A 14,224-nucleotide genomic window follows, 5' to 3' on the forward strand; every position below is an offset into this window, starting at 1 on the left:
CGCGCCCGCCGCCGCGCCCGCCGCCGCGCCCGGCGGCCCGCCCGCCGGGGAGGACCGGCCGGGCGGGTTCCGCCGGGAGGTGACGGCGGCCGACTTCCAGGAGGTCGCCCAGCTCTCCGCCCAGGTCCCCGTGGTCTTCGCCCTGTGGGCCCGCTTCAGCCAGCAGTCCGTGGCGTTCACCGACAGCCTGGAGCAGGTCGTCGACCGCTACGGGGGTCGGCTCCTGCTGGCCTCCGTGGACGCCGAGGCGGCCCCCGAGATCGCCCAGATGTTCCAGGCGCAGTCCGTGCCCACCGTGGTGGCGCTGCTCGGCGGGCGGCCCGTCCCGCTGTTCAACTCCGCGGTCCCGCCCGAGCAGGTGGCCCAGTTCCTCGACGAGCTGCTCTCGCTCGCGGAGCAGAACGGGATCACGGGCACCGTGGAGCCCGCGCGCGGCGACGAGCCGGAGCCGCTGCCCCCGCTGCACCAGGAGGCCGTGGACGCCCTCGAGGCCGGGGACGTCGACGCCGCCGAGGCCGCGTACCGGAAGGCGATCGCCGAGAACCCGGGGGACCGGGAGGCGAAGCTCGCCCTTGCCCAGGTGCACCTGCTCCAGCGCGTGCTGCCCCTCGACGCCGCGACGGTGCGCGCCGAGGCCGCCGCCGCCCCGGACGACGTGGCGGCCCAGCTGAGCGTCGCCGATCTGGACGTCTCGGGCGGTCACGTGGAGGACGCCTTCCGGCGGCTGCTGGCCCTGGTGCGGCGCACCGCGGGGGAGGACCGCGACACCGTCCGGCGGCGCCTGCTCGAGCTCTTCGACGTGGTCGGCGCCGAGGACCCCCGCGTGGTGACCGCCCGGGGCGCCCTGATGCGGGCCCTCTTCTGAGCCCTCGACCCTGAGCCTTCGACCCTGAGCCCTCGACCCTGAGCCCCCGGCCCTCCGCGCCCACCGTCCGCCGGCGACCGGGGGCGGGGCCCGCGCGGGCCCGTCCGCCCGCGTCCACCGTGCGGCGGAGTCCGGCGGGGCGGGCGCTCCGCCGGACTCCGCCGCGCGCCGGAGGCGTGCCGGGTCCCCGCCTGCCTACGCTGGAGCCATGAGCCATCAGCACCTGCCGCAGGCCGCCCCGGGACGGGCCGGCGCGCCGGACGCGTCCGTGCCACCGCCCGGGGGACCGCCGGCGCTGAGCGTGCGCGGCCTCGTCCGGGTCTTCGGCCGACCGGGCACCCCGGAGGCCAAGGTCGCGGTGGACCGCGTGGACCTCGACGTCCCCCGCGGCTCCTTCTTCGGCCTCGTGGGGCGCAACGGCGCCGGCAAGACGACGATGCTCTCCATGGCGACCGGCCTCCTCCGGCCGACCGCGGGCACCGCCCGCGTGGCCGGTGTCGACGTCTGGGCCGAGCCGCGGCGGGCCAAGCAGCTCATGGGCGTCCTCCCGGACGGGCTGCACCTGTTCGACCGGCTCACGGGACGCCAGCTCGTCACCTACTCCGGGCTGCTCCGCAGCATGGACCGCGCGGTCGTCGCCGAGCGCACCGAGGACCTGCTGCGGGTCATGGACCTGCTCCCCGACGCCGGGACGCAGGTCCAGGACTACTCCGCCGGCATGACCAAGAAGATCGCGCTGGCCGGCGCCCTCATCCACGCCCCGAGCCTGCTGGTCCTCGACGAGCCGTTCGAGTCGGTCGACCCCGTCTCGGCCGCGAACATCCGCGAGATCCTGCACGGCTTCGTGGCCGCGGGCGGGACCGTGGTCGTCTCCAGCCACGTCATGGACCTCGTGCAGCGGATGTGCGACCACGTCGCCGTCATGGACCGGGGCCAGGTGCTGGCCGCCGGGACGGTCGACGACGTCCGGGCCGGGGCCACGCTCGAGGACCGGTTCGTCGAGCTGGTCGGCGGGCGCCGGGAGACGGGGGAGGGGCTCTCGTGGCTGCGCCCGGAGTGAGCCGGGACCTCGCCCCGGCCCCCGAGGGCCTCGCCCCCGCCCGGACGGGAACCGCCGTCCTGGCCGGTCGCCTCGTGGGCCTGAAGGCGAGGATCCTCGTCAACACCCTGACCCGCAGCACCTGGGTGCTCGTGGGGACCGTGCTGGGCGCCGCCTACTTCCTCTTCCTGCTGGGCATGGCCGTGGTCGCGCTGTTCCTCCTCGGCCGCCAGGACCTGTCCCTGGTGCGCACCGTGCTCGTGCTGGCCGGGACGGCGGCGACGCTGGCCTGGTGGCTGCTGCCCGTCGTCGCGGCGCGCGCCGACGCCACGCTGGACCCCGCCCGCCTCGCCCTGTTCCCCCTCTCCGTGGGCCAGATCCAGTGGGGCCAGGCGCTCGGCGCGCTCGTCGGCGTCCCGGGTGCGCTCAGCACCGTCGCGCTCCTCGCGGCGGTGGGCTCCTGGCGCTCGTCCGCGGCGGCGCTGCTCGCGGCCCTCCTGTGCGTGCCGCCGGCCCTGGCCCTCCTGGTCGCCGGCTCCCGCTGCGTCACGGCCCTCGCCGTCGGCCTCGGCCGCCGCCGGCGGCTCACGGAGCTGGTCTCGCTGGCCGCGCTCGTGCTCCTGGTGCTGCTCGGCCCGATCCTCACGGGCCTGCTGAGCGGGCTGGAGCGGCTGTGGGACCGGCTGCCGCAGTACGCCGGCGTGCTGGCGTGGACGCCGGTCGGAGCCGTCTGGGCGGTCCCGGCGGACGTCGCCGCGGGGCGGTGGGGGGCGGCCGCCGCCCGGCTGGCCGTCACCGTCCTGACGGTCGTCGTCCTCGTCCTCGTCTGGCGGGTCGCCCAGGAGCGGGCGCTGACCACCACGGCCGGCGGGCGGACCGCGGCCCCGCGCGAGGGGGCCGCGGGGGCCGGGCTGTTCGACCGCGTGCCCCCGCGCCCGTGGGCGGCCGTCGCGGCGCGGTGCCTGGTCTACTGGGTCAGGGACCCCCGCTACGCGGCCGGCCTGCTCGTCATCCCCGCCCTGGCCGTGCTCATCTGGTTCTCCCGGGACCCCGGGGGCGGGAGCCTCTTCCTCTACGCCCTGGGCCCGATGATCGCGGCGCTGCTCGCCTACCAGATCTCGGGCGACGCCTCCTACGACAACACCGCCCTGCACCTGCACGTCCTCTCCGGCGTCCGGGGCGTCCACGACCGCGCGGGCCGGGTGCTCGCGCTGCTCGTGATCGCCGTGCCGCTCACCGCGCTCGGCCTGCTGCTGCCGTTCGCGGTCGAGGGCCGGTGGCAGCTGCTGCCCGGCATCGCGGGCACCGCGCTGCTGGCGCTGCTGGGCGGGGCGGGCCTGTCCTCGGTGATGTCCGCCCGGTACACCTACCCCGTGGCCCCGCCGGGGGCGTCGCCGCTGAAGACGCCCCAGGGCTTCACCGTGCTCAACGTCCTGGTGCAGTTCGTGGCGCTGGGGCTCGTCGTCGTGCTCGTGCTGCCGGCCGCGGTCCTCCTCCTCGTGCAGCTCGTCACCGGCGACCCCGTCTGGGGCTGGACGGCGCTGGCCGTCGGGGCGGTGCTCGGGCCGCTGCTGTGCTGGGGCGGGATCGTCCTCGGCGGGCGCTGGTACGACCGGCGGGCCCCGGAGCTGCTCCAGGAGGTCGCCCAGTTCCGCTGAGCCGGTCCGGCCGGGCGGTCCCCGGGGCACGCGGGCCGGCGGGAACGGGGTAAAGTGGCGCCCATGCATGTCTCAGCGGCGACCACCGGCACCCCGACGAACGGCCTGGACGACAGCCCCTACGGCACCGACCCGGCGCAGCCGGCCGGGGGCACCTCCACGATCGAGCGCGAGGAGACCAGGGAGCTCCAGGAGCCGGGCGACCACGAGCGCTTTGCGCACTACGTGCGCAAGGAGAAGATCATGGAGTCCGCCCTCTCGGGCGAGCCCGTGATCGCCCTGTGCGGCAAGGTCTGGGTCCCCGGCCGCGACCCGCAGCGGTTCCCGGTGTGCCCCACCTGCAAGGAGATCTACGACGGCCTGCGCCCCCCGAACGACCAGGGCGACGACCAGGGCTGAGCACCGCCCTGCCGAGCAAGCGCCCGCCGCCGGCGGGCGCTTTTGCGTGGCCCGCCGCCGCGCCCCCGTCATCCACCGCGACCACGAGGCCGCGGGCCCACGAGCGAAAGGACGTCGCCAGCGTGTCCCAGGACGACCAGCTCTCCTTGTTCGGCGCAGCCGCCGCCGACCTCCCCCCGGCCTACCCCGACCGCGCCGCGTGGGGCACCGCCCCCAAGCTGCGCGCCTGGCAGGCGGAGGCGCTGCAGCGCTACTTCGAGACCCAGCCGCGGGACTACATGGCCGTCGCGACCCCCGGCGCCGGCAAGACGACGTTCGCGCTGCGGGTGGCCAAGGAGCTCTTCGACCGCGGCACCGTCAACCGGATCACCGTGGTGACGCCCACGGACCACCTCAAGCGGCAGTGGGCGGACGCCGCGGCCCGGGTGGGCCTGGCGATCGACCCGAACTTCAAGAACGCGGACGGCTCCCACGGCCGGGACTACCTGGGCGCGGCGGTGACCTACTCCCAGGTGGCGATGAAGCCGCTCCTGCACCGGGCCCGCACGGAGGCGGGCCGGACGCTGGTGATCATGGACGAGATCCACCACGCCGGGGACTCCCTGACGTGGGGGGACGGGCTGCAGGAGGCCTTCGACCCCGCCGCCCGCCGGCTCGCCCTGACCGGCACCCCCTTCCGCTCGGACACCGCGCCGATCCCGTTCGTGCGCTACGTGGAGGACGGCGACGGCATCCGCCGCTCGAGCTCCGACTACACCTACGGCTACGGCGACGCGCTCAAGGACCACGTGGTCCGGCCCGTGATCTTCCTCGCCTACTCGGGACAGATGCGCTGGCGCACCAGCGCCGGCGAGGAGATGGCCGCGGAGCTCGGCGAGGGCTTCACGAAGGACATCACCGCCCACGCATGGCGCACGGCGCTGGACCCGAACGGGCAGTGGATCCCCTCGGTGCTGCAGGCCGCGGACCAGCGGCTCACGGAGGTGCGGCGCACGGTGCCCGACGCCGGGGCGATGGTCATCGCGACCGATCACCAGGACGCCAAGGCGTACGCGGCGCAGCTGCGCCGGATCACCAGGGAGAACCCCACCGTGGTCCTCTCCGACGACAAGGGCGCCTCGGACCGGATCGACGAGTTCTCCGCGGGGGACAGCCGGTGGATGGTGGCCGTGCGCATGGTCTCCGAGGGCGTGGACGTCCCCCGGCTCGCCGTGGGGGTCTACGCGACGTCGACGTCCACGCCGCTGTTCTTCGCCCAGGCGGTCGGCCGCTTCGTGCGCGCCCGCAAGCGCGGGGAGACGGCCTCCGTCTTCCTGCCGTCCGTGCCGGCCCTGATGCAGCTCGCCAACGAGATGGAGGCCGAGCGGGACCACGCCCTCGACAAGCCCGCCGCGGAGGAGACCGGCCTGCCCGCGGACCCCCTCGAGGAGGGCTGGGACGACGAGCTGCTCGAGGAGGCCAACCGCGAGGAGAAGGCGTCCGCGGCCCTCGCCCAGGGCCGCTTCGAGGCCATCGGCTCGGACGCGTCCTTCCACGGGGTGCTCTTCGACGGCGGCGCCTTCGGCGGCGGCGTGGCCGTGGGCTCGGAGGAGGAGGCGGACTTCCTCGGCATCCCGGGCCTGCTCGAGGCCGACCAGGTCTCGGCGCTGCTGCGGGAGCGGCAGTCCCAGCACGCCCGCCGGCGCCCCGGCGCCGCCCGGGCCCCGGAGCCGGCGGTGCCCGACCACCGGCGGCTCAAGGAGCTGCGCGCCACCCTGTCCAAGAACGTCTCCGCCTGGGCGTCGCGCACCGGCACCCCGCACGGCATGGTCCACAACGAGCTGCGCCGCGTGTGCGGGGGCCCCGCGGTGGCGCAGGCCAACGAGGCGCAGCTGCAGGCACGCGTGAAGAAGCTGCAGGACTGGTTCATCGGCCGCAAGTGAGCCGTGCCCGGCCCCGGCCCGCCCGGAACGGGGCAGACCGCGGCCGGGCACGGCGGCGGGCGCGGGTCAGGACCGGACGACCTCGACCCCCGCGTCCGCCATCTCCCGCAGGGCGCGCTCGGTGCTCTCCTCGGCGACGCCCGCGGTGAGGTCCACCAGCACCCGGGTGTCGTAGCCGGCCTCGACGGCGTCCAGGGCGGTCGCCCGCACGCAGTGGTCGGTCGCGAGGCCCACGATGTCCACGGCCTCGATCTCGTGCTCCCGCAGCCAGTCGTCGAGGCTCACGTCCGGCTCGTCGTCGACGTCCTCGTCGTCGCCCATCGGCACGTCCGCGTCCGGGGCGAGCAGCCCCTCGAACCCGGAGTACGCGGCGTCGTGCTCGCCCTTGCGGAACCACGCCTGGATCCAGTCCGTGTCCAGGTCGGGGTGGAAGTGGGCGCCGCGGGACTCGGCGACGCAGTGCACGGGCCAGGAGTCCACGTAGTCCGGCTCGTCGGAGAAGTGCGCCCCGGGGTCGACGTGCCAGTCCTGCGTGGCCGCCACGGCCGCGTAGTCCCCGTGGTGGTCCTCGAGGTGCTCCGACACGGCGGCGGCCACCGCCGCGCCTCCCGCGACGGCCAGCGACCCGCCCTCGCAGAAGTCGTTCTGCACGTCGACGACGATCAGTGCGGTCCTCATGGTGTTCCTCCCTCTGTAGCGGTGGGTCTCGCCCGGTGGATTCTTCCCCGTGGGTTCTTCCCGGTGCGTCTCGTCCGGCGTGTCCTGCTCTGCGGGTTCCTCTCCGCGGGCTCCTCTCCGCGGGTCCCGCGCCCCCGGCCCTCCCCGGCGTGCTCAGGCCGGGGCGTCCGGTCCCAGCACGGTCGGGATGACGGGGTCGCCCTCGCTGAGCCGCCGGGCCGAGCGGGGCAGCTCCGCCACGGACGCCGCGTGCCGCGCGCGGGCCCGCCGGACCCCGGCCGGTCCGGTCCAGCCGTCCAGCAGCTCGCCGCCGCGGACGAAGTCCTCCAGCAGCGGCCGGTCGTCGCCGTCGTCGTCGGGCAGCCGGCCGATCCCGACCACCTCGTGGGTCGCCGTGCCCTGCGCGTCCCGGCGCCGCAGGGCGTGCTTGCGCCCGCCCACGGACACCTTGCCCTTCGCGGCCTTCGCCACGGGCCGCAGCTCGCCGGAGGAGTCCTCGCGGGCCACCAGCTTGTAGACCATCGACGACGTCGGGGCGCCCGAGCCGGTGACCACGCGGGTGCCGACGCCGAACGCGTCCACGGGCGCGGCGTTCAGCGCCGCGATCGCGTACTCGTCCAGGTCCGAGGTGACGGTGATGCGCGTGTCCGGATTGCCGAGCTCGTCGAGGAGCCCCCGCACCCAGGCGGCCTGGGTCACGAGGTCGCCCGAGTCCAGGCGCACGCCGCCCAGCTCCGGACCCGCGAGCTCCACGGCCTTCCGGACCGCGGACTCGACGTCGTAGGTGTCGACCAGCAGGGTGGTGTCCCGGCCCATGGACTGGAGCTGGGCGCGGAAGGCGTCCTCCTCCGAGTCGTGCAGGAGCGTGAAGGAGTGGGCGGCGGTCCCGACGGTCCGGATCCCGTAGCGGTGACCGGCCTCGAGGTTCGACGTCGAGTCGAAGCCGCCGATGACCGCCGCCCGCGCGGCCGCGACCGCGGCCTCCTCGTGGGCGCGCCGGGAGCCCATCTCGATGCACGGGCGCCCGGCCGCGGCCCCCACCATGCGGGAGGCGGCCGAGGCCACGGCGCTGTCGTAGTTGAGCACGGACAGGAAGTACGTCTCGAGCACGCACGCCTCGGCGAACGTGGCCTCCACCACGAGCAGCGGCGACGAGGGGAAGTACGCCTCGCCCTCGGCGTAGCCGGAGATCGACCCGGTGAACCGGAAGTCCGCCAGGTAGTCCAGGGTGGCGCGGTTGACCACACCGGTGTCCGCGAGGAAGCGCAGCTGCTCGTCGCCGAAGCGGAAGCTGTCGAGCCCCTCGAGGAGGCGCCCGGTGCCCGCCACCACCCCGTAGCGCCGGCCGGCCGGCAGCCGCCGGGCGAAGACCTCGAACACGCTGCGCCGCTGCGCGGTGCCGGCGTGCAGGGCGGCCTGCAGCATGGTCAGCTCGTAGTGGTCGGTCATCAGGGACGTGGGCGGCGGGGCCCACCGGTGGCTGCGCTGGTTCACGGGCACCACTCTAGCGACGACGCCGGTGCGCCCGGCGTCCGGCACTCGCTACGATGGACGGACCATGCACTGCACTGTTCCCGCCGCCGCCCGCCCCGCGGCCACCGCCACCCCGGAGACCAGCACCCGGCCCACCGGCGCGACGTCCGCGGCCGCGGCGACCGAGACCCCGTGGAACGTGGTCGTGTGGGACGACCCCGTCAACCTCATGAGCTACGTCACCTACGTGTTCCGCTCCTACTTCGGCTACCCGGAGGAGAAGGCCCGCTCCCTGATGCTGGAGGTCCACCACCACGGGCGCTCCGTGGTGGCCAGCGGTTCCCTCGAGGAGGCCGAGACCCACACCGCCGCGATGCACGGCTTCGGGCTGTGGGCCACCTTCGAGCAGGCGGGGGGCCACTGATGGCGCAGGGATTCCGGTCCACCCGCAGAGGCATCACCGCGCGGTTCGAGGACGCCGAGAAGGAGCTGCTGCAGAAGCTGTTCGCGGACGTCGCCCAGGCGCTCGCCCCCGAGCAGCCCGCCTCGGAGGACTCGCTCGAGCGGATGCTCGGCGTGTCCGGGGACGCCACCGTCCCCGACGACTCCGCGCTGCGGCGCCTGCTGCCCGACGGCAGCCTGGACCCCGAGCGCGCCGCCGAGTTCCGCCGGTACACGGAGCGGGGACTGCGGGAGACCAAGAGGGGCGTGCTGAAGCAGGCCGCCCTGGCGCTGGAGGCCGAGCCCGTGCGGCTGGACCCCGAGCAGGCACAGGCCTTCGGGCAGGCCCTCAACGACGTGCGGCTGGTGCTGGCGGACCGCCTGGGGATCCGGAGCGAGGCGGACGCCGAGCGGGTGGGGCGCTACGACGACTGGTCCGCCATCGAGGACGTCGAGACGTACATGTCGCTCCTGTACAACTTCGTCTCGTGGTTGCAGGAGACCCTCATGGAGGCGCTGCTCCACGACCTGCCCCGGGGCTGACCGGCCACGACGCCCCGCGGCGGCGCCGCCCGGGCGGCGGGTGACCCGCATCACGGGAGCAGCGGCGCGGCGTGGTTTGGGGCGGCGGCACGCCCGGGACTACGCTCTTGTCGATATGCAGGATGACGACGTCTTCGGGGCCGGCGGCCGGACCGCGCGGCGCCCCAACCCCGGTTCACCCATCGGCGTGTTCGACTCCGGGGTGGGCGGCCTCACCGTGGCCCGCGCCATCATCGACCAGCTGCCCCACGAGGAGATCGTCTACGTGGGGGACACCGCGCACGGGCCCTACGGGCCGCTGCCGATCGCCGAGGTGCGCGCGCACGCCCTGCGCATCATGGACGAGCTCGTGGACTCGGGCGTCAAGCTGCTGGTGATCGCCTGCAACACGGCGTCCGCCGCCGTGCTGCGCGACGCCCGGGAGCGCTACACCCGGGTCTACGGGATCCCGGTGGTGGAGGTCATCCAGCCGGCGGTGCGACGAGCGGTGGCCTCGACCCGCAACGGCCGGATCGGCGTCATCGGCACGGAGGCGACCGTCGGCTCCCGCGCCTACGACGACACGTTCGCCGCCGCCCCCCACCTGCGGATCGACTCGGTGGCCTGCCCGGCGTTCGTCGACTACGTGGAGGCGGGAGTCACCACGGGGCCCGGGCTCCTGGCCACGGCGCAGTCCTACCTGGACCCACTGCGCGACGCCGACGTCGACACCCTGGTCCTGGGCTGCACCCACTACCCCCTGCTCACCGGCGTGATCTCCTACGTCATGGGCGACGCCGTCACCCTGGTCTCCAGCGCGGAGGAGACCGCCAAGGACGTCTACCGGGCGCTGGTCGGCCACGGGCTCGAGCGGGACCCGGGCCTGCCCGCCCACCACGAGTTCCTCGCCACCGGGGACGCCGCGTCCTTCGAGGTCCTCGCCCGGCGGTTCCTGGGCCCGGAGGTCGCCCGCGTCCGGCACACCAGCTCCGTGGCGGAGCAGTACCCCACGGGCTCACTCGCACGGATCACCCCGGAGATGATCGGGGGAACCGGCCCGTCCGCTCCCTGAGCAGTCCCGCGGCCGGTGCGGCCGCCGTCCCACCGGTCCTCCCTGGAAGGCTCTCGTCCATGAAACTCACCATCGTCGGATGCACCGGCTCCTTCGCGGGGCCGAACTCCCCGGCCTCCTGCTACCTCGTCAGCGGCGAGGACGACGAGGGGCGGACCTGGCGCGTCCTGCTGGACATGGGCAACGGCGCCCTCGGCGTGCTGCAGCGCCACATCGACCTGCACGACATCGACGCCGTGCTCGTCAGCCACCTGCACCCCGACCACTGCATCGACCTGGCCGGGCTGCACGTGGCGATCAAGTGGGATCCGCGCGGCTGGGGCCGCGCCCCGATCCCGCTGTGGGCGCCCACCGGCCTCCACGAGTACCTCAGCAGCACCCACGGGCTCCCCCCGGAGCCGGGGATGCACGGGGAGTTCGACTTCCACACCTGGGTCCCCGAGGAGCCCGTGCGGGTGGGGCCGTTCACGATCACGCCCTTCCTGGTGGAGCACCCCACCCCCGAGCCGTACGCCCTGCGCATCGACTACCACGGGGTCATGGGCCCCAGCACCCTGACCTATTCGGGGGACACCGACGCGTGCGACGGCCTCGTGCGCGCCGCCCGGGACGCCGACGTCTTCCTGTGCGAGGCCGCCTACCACGAGGGCCGCGACGACGCGCTGCGCGGCATCCACCTCACCGGCCGGCGCGCCGCGGAGGCCGCCCGGGACGCCGGGGCGCGCAAGCTGCTCCTCACGCACCTGCCGGTGTGGAACTCCCCGACGCGGGCCGTGGAGGAGGCGCAGGAGGTCTTCGAGGGGCCCATCGGGGTGGCCCAGCCGGCCTACACGTACCGGATCGTCCGCCGCGGCAGCGGCCGTCCCGCGGCCGCCGTCGGACCGTGACCCCAGCCGCCGGCGGCCGGGCCGGGAGCGCCGGACCGAGGGGTAAGGTGGAGCACATGGATTCCCCTGTCGACCAGACCGCACCGGCCCCCTCGACCCCGGGGGTGACGCGGTCGGACGGCCGTTCACCCGGTGAGCTGCGGCCCATCACCATCACCCGCGGCTGGTCCCAGCAGGCGGAGGGATCCGCCCTCATCGAGTTCGGCAGCACCCGGGTGCTGTGCACCGCGTCCGTGACCGAGGGCGTCCCGCGCTGGCTCAAGGGGGAGGGCCGCGGCTGGGTGACCGCCGAGTACGCGATGCTCCCGCGGGCCACGTCCACCCGGTCCGCCCGCGAGTCCGTGAAGGGCAAGATCGGCGGGCGCACCCACGAGATCTCCCGGCTCATCGGCCGCTCCCTGCGCTCGGTCATCGACCTCTCCGCCCTGGGGGAGAACACCGTGGTCCTCGACTGCGACGTCCTCCAGGCGGACGGCGGCACCCGGACCGCTGCCATCACCGGCGCCTACGTCGCCCTCGCCGAGGCCATCGGCTGGGCCCGGGCGGAGGGGCTCGTCGCCCGGCGCGCCCAGCCGCTCACCGACACCGTGGCCGCCGTGTCCGTGGGCATCATCGACGGCGTGCCGATGCTCGACCTCCCGTACGTCGAGGACGTCCGGGCCGAGACGGACATGAACGTGGTGGTCACGGGATCCGGCGACTTCGTCGAGGTGCAGGGCACCGCCGAGGGCGCCCCCTTCGACCGCGCCGAGCTCGACGCCCTGCTCGACCTCGCGCTGGCCGGCTGCGCCCAGCTCACCCAGATCCAGCTCGAGACCCTGCGCGAGGGCGACGATGGGTGAGCACGACGGCGCACGGGTGGTGCTGGCCACCCGCAACGCGGGCAAGCTCGCGGAGCTGCGCGACCTGCTCGCGGAGGCGCTGCCCGGCGCGGACGTCGAGCGCCTCGTGCTGGACGCCACCACGGCCGGCGCCCCGGACGTCGTCGAGGACGGCACGAGCTTCGCGGCCAACGCCCTGCTCAAGGCCCGCGCCGCCGCCGCCGCGACCGGACTGGTCGCCGTGGCCGACGACTCCGGTCTGGCCGTGGACGTCCTGGGCGGCGCCCCGGGCATCTTCTCGGCGCGGTGGTCCGGGCGGCACGGCGACGACGCCGCGAACCTGCGGCTGCTCCTCGACCAGCTCTCCGACGTCCCCGACGCCCACCGCGGTGCGCAGTTCGTGTGCGCCGCCGCGCTCGTCACCCCGGACGGCCGCGAGCACGTGGAGACCGGGACGCTGCCCGGTGCCCTGCTGCGGGAGCCCGTGGGGGACGGCGGCTTCGGCTACGACCCCGTGCTGCGCCCCGACGGGCTCGACCGGTCCTGCGCCGAGCTCACGCGCGAGGAGAAGAACGCCATCAGCCACCGCGGGCGCGCGATGCGGGCCCTACTCCCGCACCTGCTGGCCGCCCTCGACCACGCCGCCGTCCCCGACTGACCCACGTCCGAACCGAGGAAGTTGACCATGCCCTGGTCGCAGCTCCACCACCTGCCGTTCGCCGGCGCCGTCGAGGCCGTCCTGCGCGAGGCCGGCATGAGTGCCGACCCGAGCCAGTGGGAGGTGCACGCCGGCGGGTCCGCCCACGTGGTGGTGAACGTGGGGCACGTGATCTCGGTGCGGATCGCCAAGAACGCCACGGTGTGCGAGCACGTCCAGCGCCGCACGGAGGTGCTGCGGAGGCTGCCCCGCTTCTCGTTCGAGACCCCGCGGCCGCTCACCGGCGTGGTGGTGTCCCACGGCTACACCGGCGTGGGCCTGACGTGGTGCCCCGGCGATCCGCACCCGCCGGGCCACGGGGACCCCGCCGTGCTGCACCGGGTGCTGACCGAGCTGGCGGAGGTCGACACCACGGGCTTCGCGCGGTACCTCGACCGTCCCGGACAGCACTGGGGCGGCCACCGGCGGCGGCACGTGCTCCTCGACGAGGTCATCCCGCGGCTGCTGCCCCGCAACCAGGAGGCCGCCCGCAGCGCCGTCGCCGAGCTCGCGGCGCTGCCCACCGTGGTGCCGACCCTGGTGCACGGGGACCTCATGGGGCACAACATGCTGTGGGACGGGGACGAGCTCACGGGCATCATCGACTGGGACCACGCCTGCCTGTCCGACCCCGCGCACGACGCCGCGTCCCTCGGGCTGTGGTACGGCTGGGACACCCTGCGGTCCGCCGTCTCGGAGACCGTCTACGAGCGGGCCCGGCTGCACGCGCGCACGTTCCCGCTGCAGGCGGTCGCGTACGCCCTGCACCACGACCTCGACACGGCCCAGGTCAACCAGTCCATCGCCCGGGCCGACGACTGGATCGAGACGAACCTGCGCGGCATCTGCGCCTGAGCGGGGACAGTAGGCTGGTCCGGTGCCGATTCCCGCTGCCCCCGACACGACCGCCGCCCGGCCCGCCGCGGACCCGTCGTCCCGCTCCGCCGCCGCCGTCGACTTCACCGCCATCGACTTCGAGACCGCGAACCGCTCGCTCGGCTCGCCGTGCGCGGTGGGCCTCGTGCGGGTCCGCGGCGGCCGGGTCGTCGCGGAGCGCTCCGCGTACATGCGTCCTCCGCGCACCCGGGCGACGTTCGACCCCGGCAACACGCGCATCCACGGGATCACCGAGCAGACGGTCGTGGGCCGCCCCGGCTTCGCCGAGCTGTGGCCCCGGATCGAGGACTGGATCCTGGCTGAGGACCCCGACGAGCTGGTGGTCGCGCACAACGCGGCCTTCGACATGGGGGTGATCCGGGCCGCGTGCGCGGAGACGGACACGCGGCACGCCCCGCTGGCGTACGCGTGCAGCCTGGCGCTGGCACGGCGCGGCTACGACCTGCCGTCCTACGCGCTGCCCCGGGCGGCCGAGGCCGCAGGGGTGCCGCTGCGCCGCCACCACGACGCCCTCGAGGACGCCCGGGCGTGCGCGGGGATCGTGGTGGACCTGGTCCACCGGGCCGGTGCGGGCACCGTCCACGAGCTGCTCGCCGGCGCGGGCCTGAGGGTCAGGCGGCTGGCGGCGCCCCCACTTCCCTGAGCCAGCGCTCCGCCGCCCGCGACACCGCGTTCCCGGCGTCCAGCCGGGCGCGCCACTCCGGCGGCAGCGCGGCCGTCCCGAGCGCCGCCCCGGTGACGGCTCCGGCGATCGCCCCGGTGGCGGCCGGGTCGCCGCCGGGGACGGTCCCCAGCTCCACCGCGCGACGGAACACGGCCCGCGGGTCCCCGGCGCCCGGGGCCTCGGCCTCCG

General features: G+C 75.3%; 15 protein-coding genes and 1 pseudogene. 13 read left to right on the forward strand and 3 right to left on the reverse strand.

The window, feature by feature from the left end; all coding sequences use genetic code 11:
• The 5 genes from Q0817_RS18950 to Q0817_RS18970 form a co-directional block, all read left to right on the forward strand.
• Positions 1-865, forward strand: an 865-nt coding sequence (locus Q0817_RS18950; RefSeq protein WP_298591750.1) for a tetratricopeptide repeat protein, incomplete at its 5' end; no start/stop codon positions are given.
• A 208-nt stretch (positions 866-1,073) separates the two neighbouring features.
• The gene (locus tag Q0817_RS18955; protein WP_298591752.1) at positions 1,074-1,925 is read left to right on the forward strand and encodes an ABC transporter ATP-binding protein; all 852 of its coding nucleotides are present in this window, start codon (positions 1,074-1,076) and stop codon (positions 1,923-1,925) included.
• Complete coding sequence (locus Q0817_RS18960; protein WP_298591754.1) at positions 1,907-3,562, forward strand: hypothetical protein; 1,656 nt, start codon at positions 1,907-1,909, stop codon at positions 3,560-3,562. Before Q0817_RS18955 ends, Q0817_RS18960 begins: the two co-directional genes overlap by 19 nt.
• Before the next feature lie 63 nt (positions 3,563-3,625).
• Positions 3,626-3,961, forward strand: a complete 336-nt coding sequence (locus Q0817_RS18965; RefSeq protein WP_157571420.1) for a DUF3039 domain-containing protein — start codon at positions 3,626-3,628, stop codon at positions 3,959-3,961.
• A gap of 122 nt (positions 3,962-4,083) precedes the next feature.
• Positions 4,084-5,883 (forward strand): DEAD/DEAH box helicase, encoded by a 1,800-nt coding sequence (locus Q0817_RS18970; RefSeq protein WP_298591757.1) that lies wholly within the window; start codon positions 4,084-4,086, stop codon positions 5,881-5,883.
• 66 nt (positions 5,884-5,949) lie between these two features.
• Here Q0817_RS18970 and Q0817_RS18975 read toward each other — a convergent pair whose 3' ends face one another.
• Positions 5,950-6,561, reverse strand: coding sequence for an isochorismatase family protein (locus Q0817_RS18975; protein WP_298591759.1), 612 nt, complete (start codon positions 6,559-6,561; stop codon positions 5,950-5,952).
• 153 nt (positions 6,562-6,714) lie between these two features.
• Positions 6,715-8,055, reverse strand: a complete 1,341-nt coding sequence (locus Q0817_RS18980; protein WP_298591761.1) for a nicotinate phosphoribosyltransferase — start codon at positions 8,053-8,055, stop codon at positions 6,715-6,717.
• A 64-nt stretch (positions 8,056-8,119) separates the two neighbouring features.
• Here Q0817_RS18980 and clpS point away from each other — a divergent pair, with 64 nt between their 5' ends.
• From clpS to Q0817_RS19020, 8 genes are all read left to right on the forward strand, one after another.
• Positions 8,120-8,458 (forward strand): ATP-dependent Clp protease adapter ClpS, encoded by a 339-nt coding sequence (clpS, locus tag Q0817_RS18985; protein ID WP_298591763.1) that lies wholly within the window; start codon positions 8,120-8,122, stop codon positions 8,456-8,458.
• A complete protein-coding gene (locus Q0817_RS18990; protein WP_298591764.1) occupies positions 8,458-9,018 on the forward strand; it encodes a DUF2017 domain-containing protein in 561 nt (186 codons plus the stop codon). The genes clpS and Q0817_RS18990 overlap by 1 nt, the downstream gene beginning before the upstream one ends.
• A 115-nt stretch (positions 9,019-9,133) precedes the next feature.
• Positions 9,134-10,069 carry a glutamate racemase gene (gene murI / locus Q0817_RS18995; RefSeq protein WP_298591766.1) on the forward strand — a complete coding sequence of 312 codons (936 nt, stop codon included), beginning with the start codon at positions 9,134-9,136 and terminating at the stop codon, positions 10,067-10,069.
• 59 nt (positions 10,070-10,128) lie between these two features.
• Positions 10,129-10,956 carry an MBL fold metallo-hydrolase gene (locus tag Q0817_RS19000; protein ID WP_298591768.1) on the forward strand — a complete coding sequence of 276 codons (828 nt, stop codon included), beginning with the start codon at positions 10,129-10,131 and terminating at the stop codon, positions 10,954-10,956.
• Between the two features lie 56 nt (positions 10,957-11,012).
• Entirely contained in the window at positions 11,013-11,798 is a 786-nt protein-coding gene (gene rph / locus Q0817_RS19005; protein ID WP_298591771.1) for a ribonuclease PH, read from the forward strand.
• Complete coding sequence (rdgB, locus tag Q0817_RS19010) at positions 11,791-12,435, forward strand: RdgB/HAM1 family non-canonical purine NTP pyrophosphatase (protein ID WP_298591772.1); 645 nt, start codon at positions 11,791-11,793, stop codon at positions 12,433-12,435. The genes rph and rdgB overlap by 8 nt, the downstream gene beginning before the upstream one ends.
• 27 nt (positions 12,436-12,462) lie before the next feature.
• A complete protein-coding gene (locus tag Q0817_RS19015) occupies positions 12,463-13,329 on the forward strand; it encodes a phosphotransferase family protein (protein WP_298591774.1) in 867 nt (288 codons plus the stop codon).
• 22 nt (positions 13,330-13,351) lie between these two features.
• Positions 13,352-14,014 (forward strand): 3'-5' exonuclease, encoded by a 663-nt coding sequence (locus tag Q0817_RS19020; protein ID WP_298591775.1) that lies wholly within the window; start codon positions 13,352-13,354, stop codon positions 14,012-14,014.
• Here Q0817_RS19020 and Q0817_RS19025 read toward each other — a convergent pair.
• A pseudogene (locus Q0817_RS19025) lies at positions 13,983-14,224 on the reverse strand (hypothetical protein); the annotation flags it as partial. The gene Q0817_RS19020 and the pseudogene Q0817_RS19025 sit on opposite strands and share 32 nt — an antisense overlap.

The sequence above is a fragment of the uncultured Kocuria sp. genome (assembly GCF_947500125.1).
Lineage (GTDB): Bacteria > Actinomycetota > Actinomycetes > Actinomycetales > Micrococcaceae > Kocuria.

Coding starts and splice junctions, on each gene's coding strand:
- Q0817_RS19000 (WP_298591768.1), top strand. CDS start 10,129: ATGAAACTCACCATCGTCGGATGCACCGGCTCCTTCGCGGGGCCGAAC.
- Q0817_RS18965 (WP_157571420.1), top strand. CDS start 3,626: ATGCATGTCTCAGCGGCGACCACCGGCACCCCGACGAACGGCCTGGAC.
- Q0817_RS19015 (WP_298591774.1), top strand. CDS start 12,463: ATGCCCTGGTCGCAGCTCCACCACCTGCCGTTCGCCGGCGCCGTCGAG.
- clpS (WP_298591763.1), top strand. CDS start 8,120: ATGCACTGCACTGTTCCCGCCGCCGCCCGCCCCGCGGCCACCGCCACC.
- rdgB (WP_298591772.1), top strand. CDS start 11,791: ATGGGTGAGCACGACGGCGCACGGGTGGTGCTGGCCACCCGCAACGCG.
- Q0817_RS18990 (WP_298591764.1), top strand. CDS start 8,458: ATGGCGCAGGGATTCCGGTCCACCCGCAGAGGCATCACCGCGCGGTTC.
- murI (WP_298591766.1), top strand. CDS start 9,134: ATGCAGGATGACGACGTCTTCGGGGCCGGCGGCCGGACCGCGCGGCGC.
- Q0817_RS18955 (WP_298591752.1), top strand. CDS start 1,074: ATGAGCCATCAGCACCTGCCGCAGGCCGCCCCGGGACGGGCCGGCGCG.
- rph (WP_298591771.1), top strand. CDS start 11,013: ATGGATTCCCCTGTCGACCAGACCGCACCGGCCCCCTCGACCCCGGGG.
- Q0817_RS18975 (WP_298591759.1), bottom strand. CDS start 6,561: ATGAGGACCGCACTGATCGTCGTCGACGTGCAGAACGACTTCTGCGAG.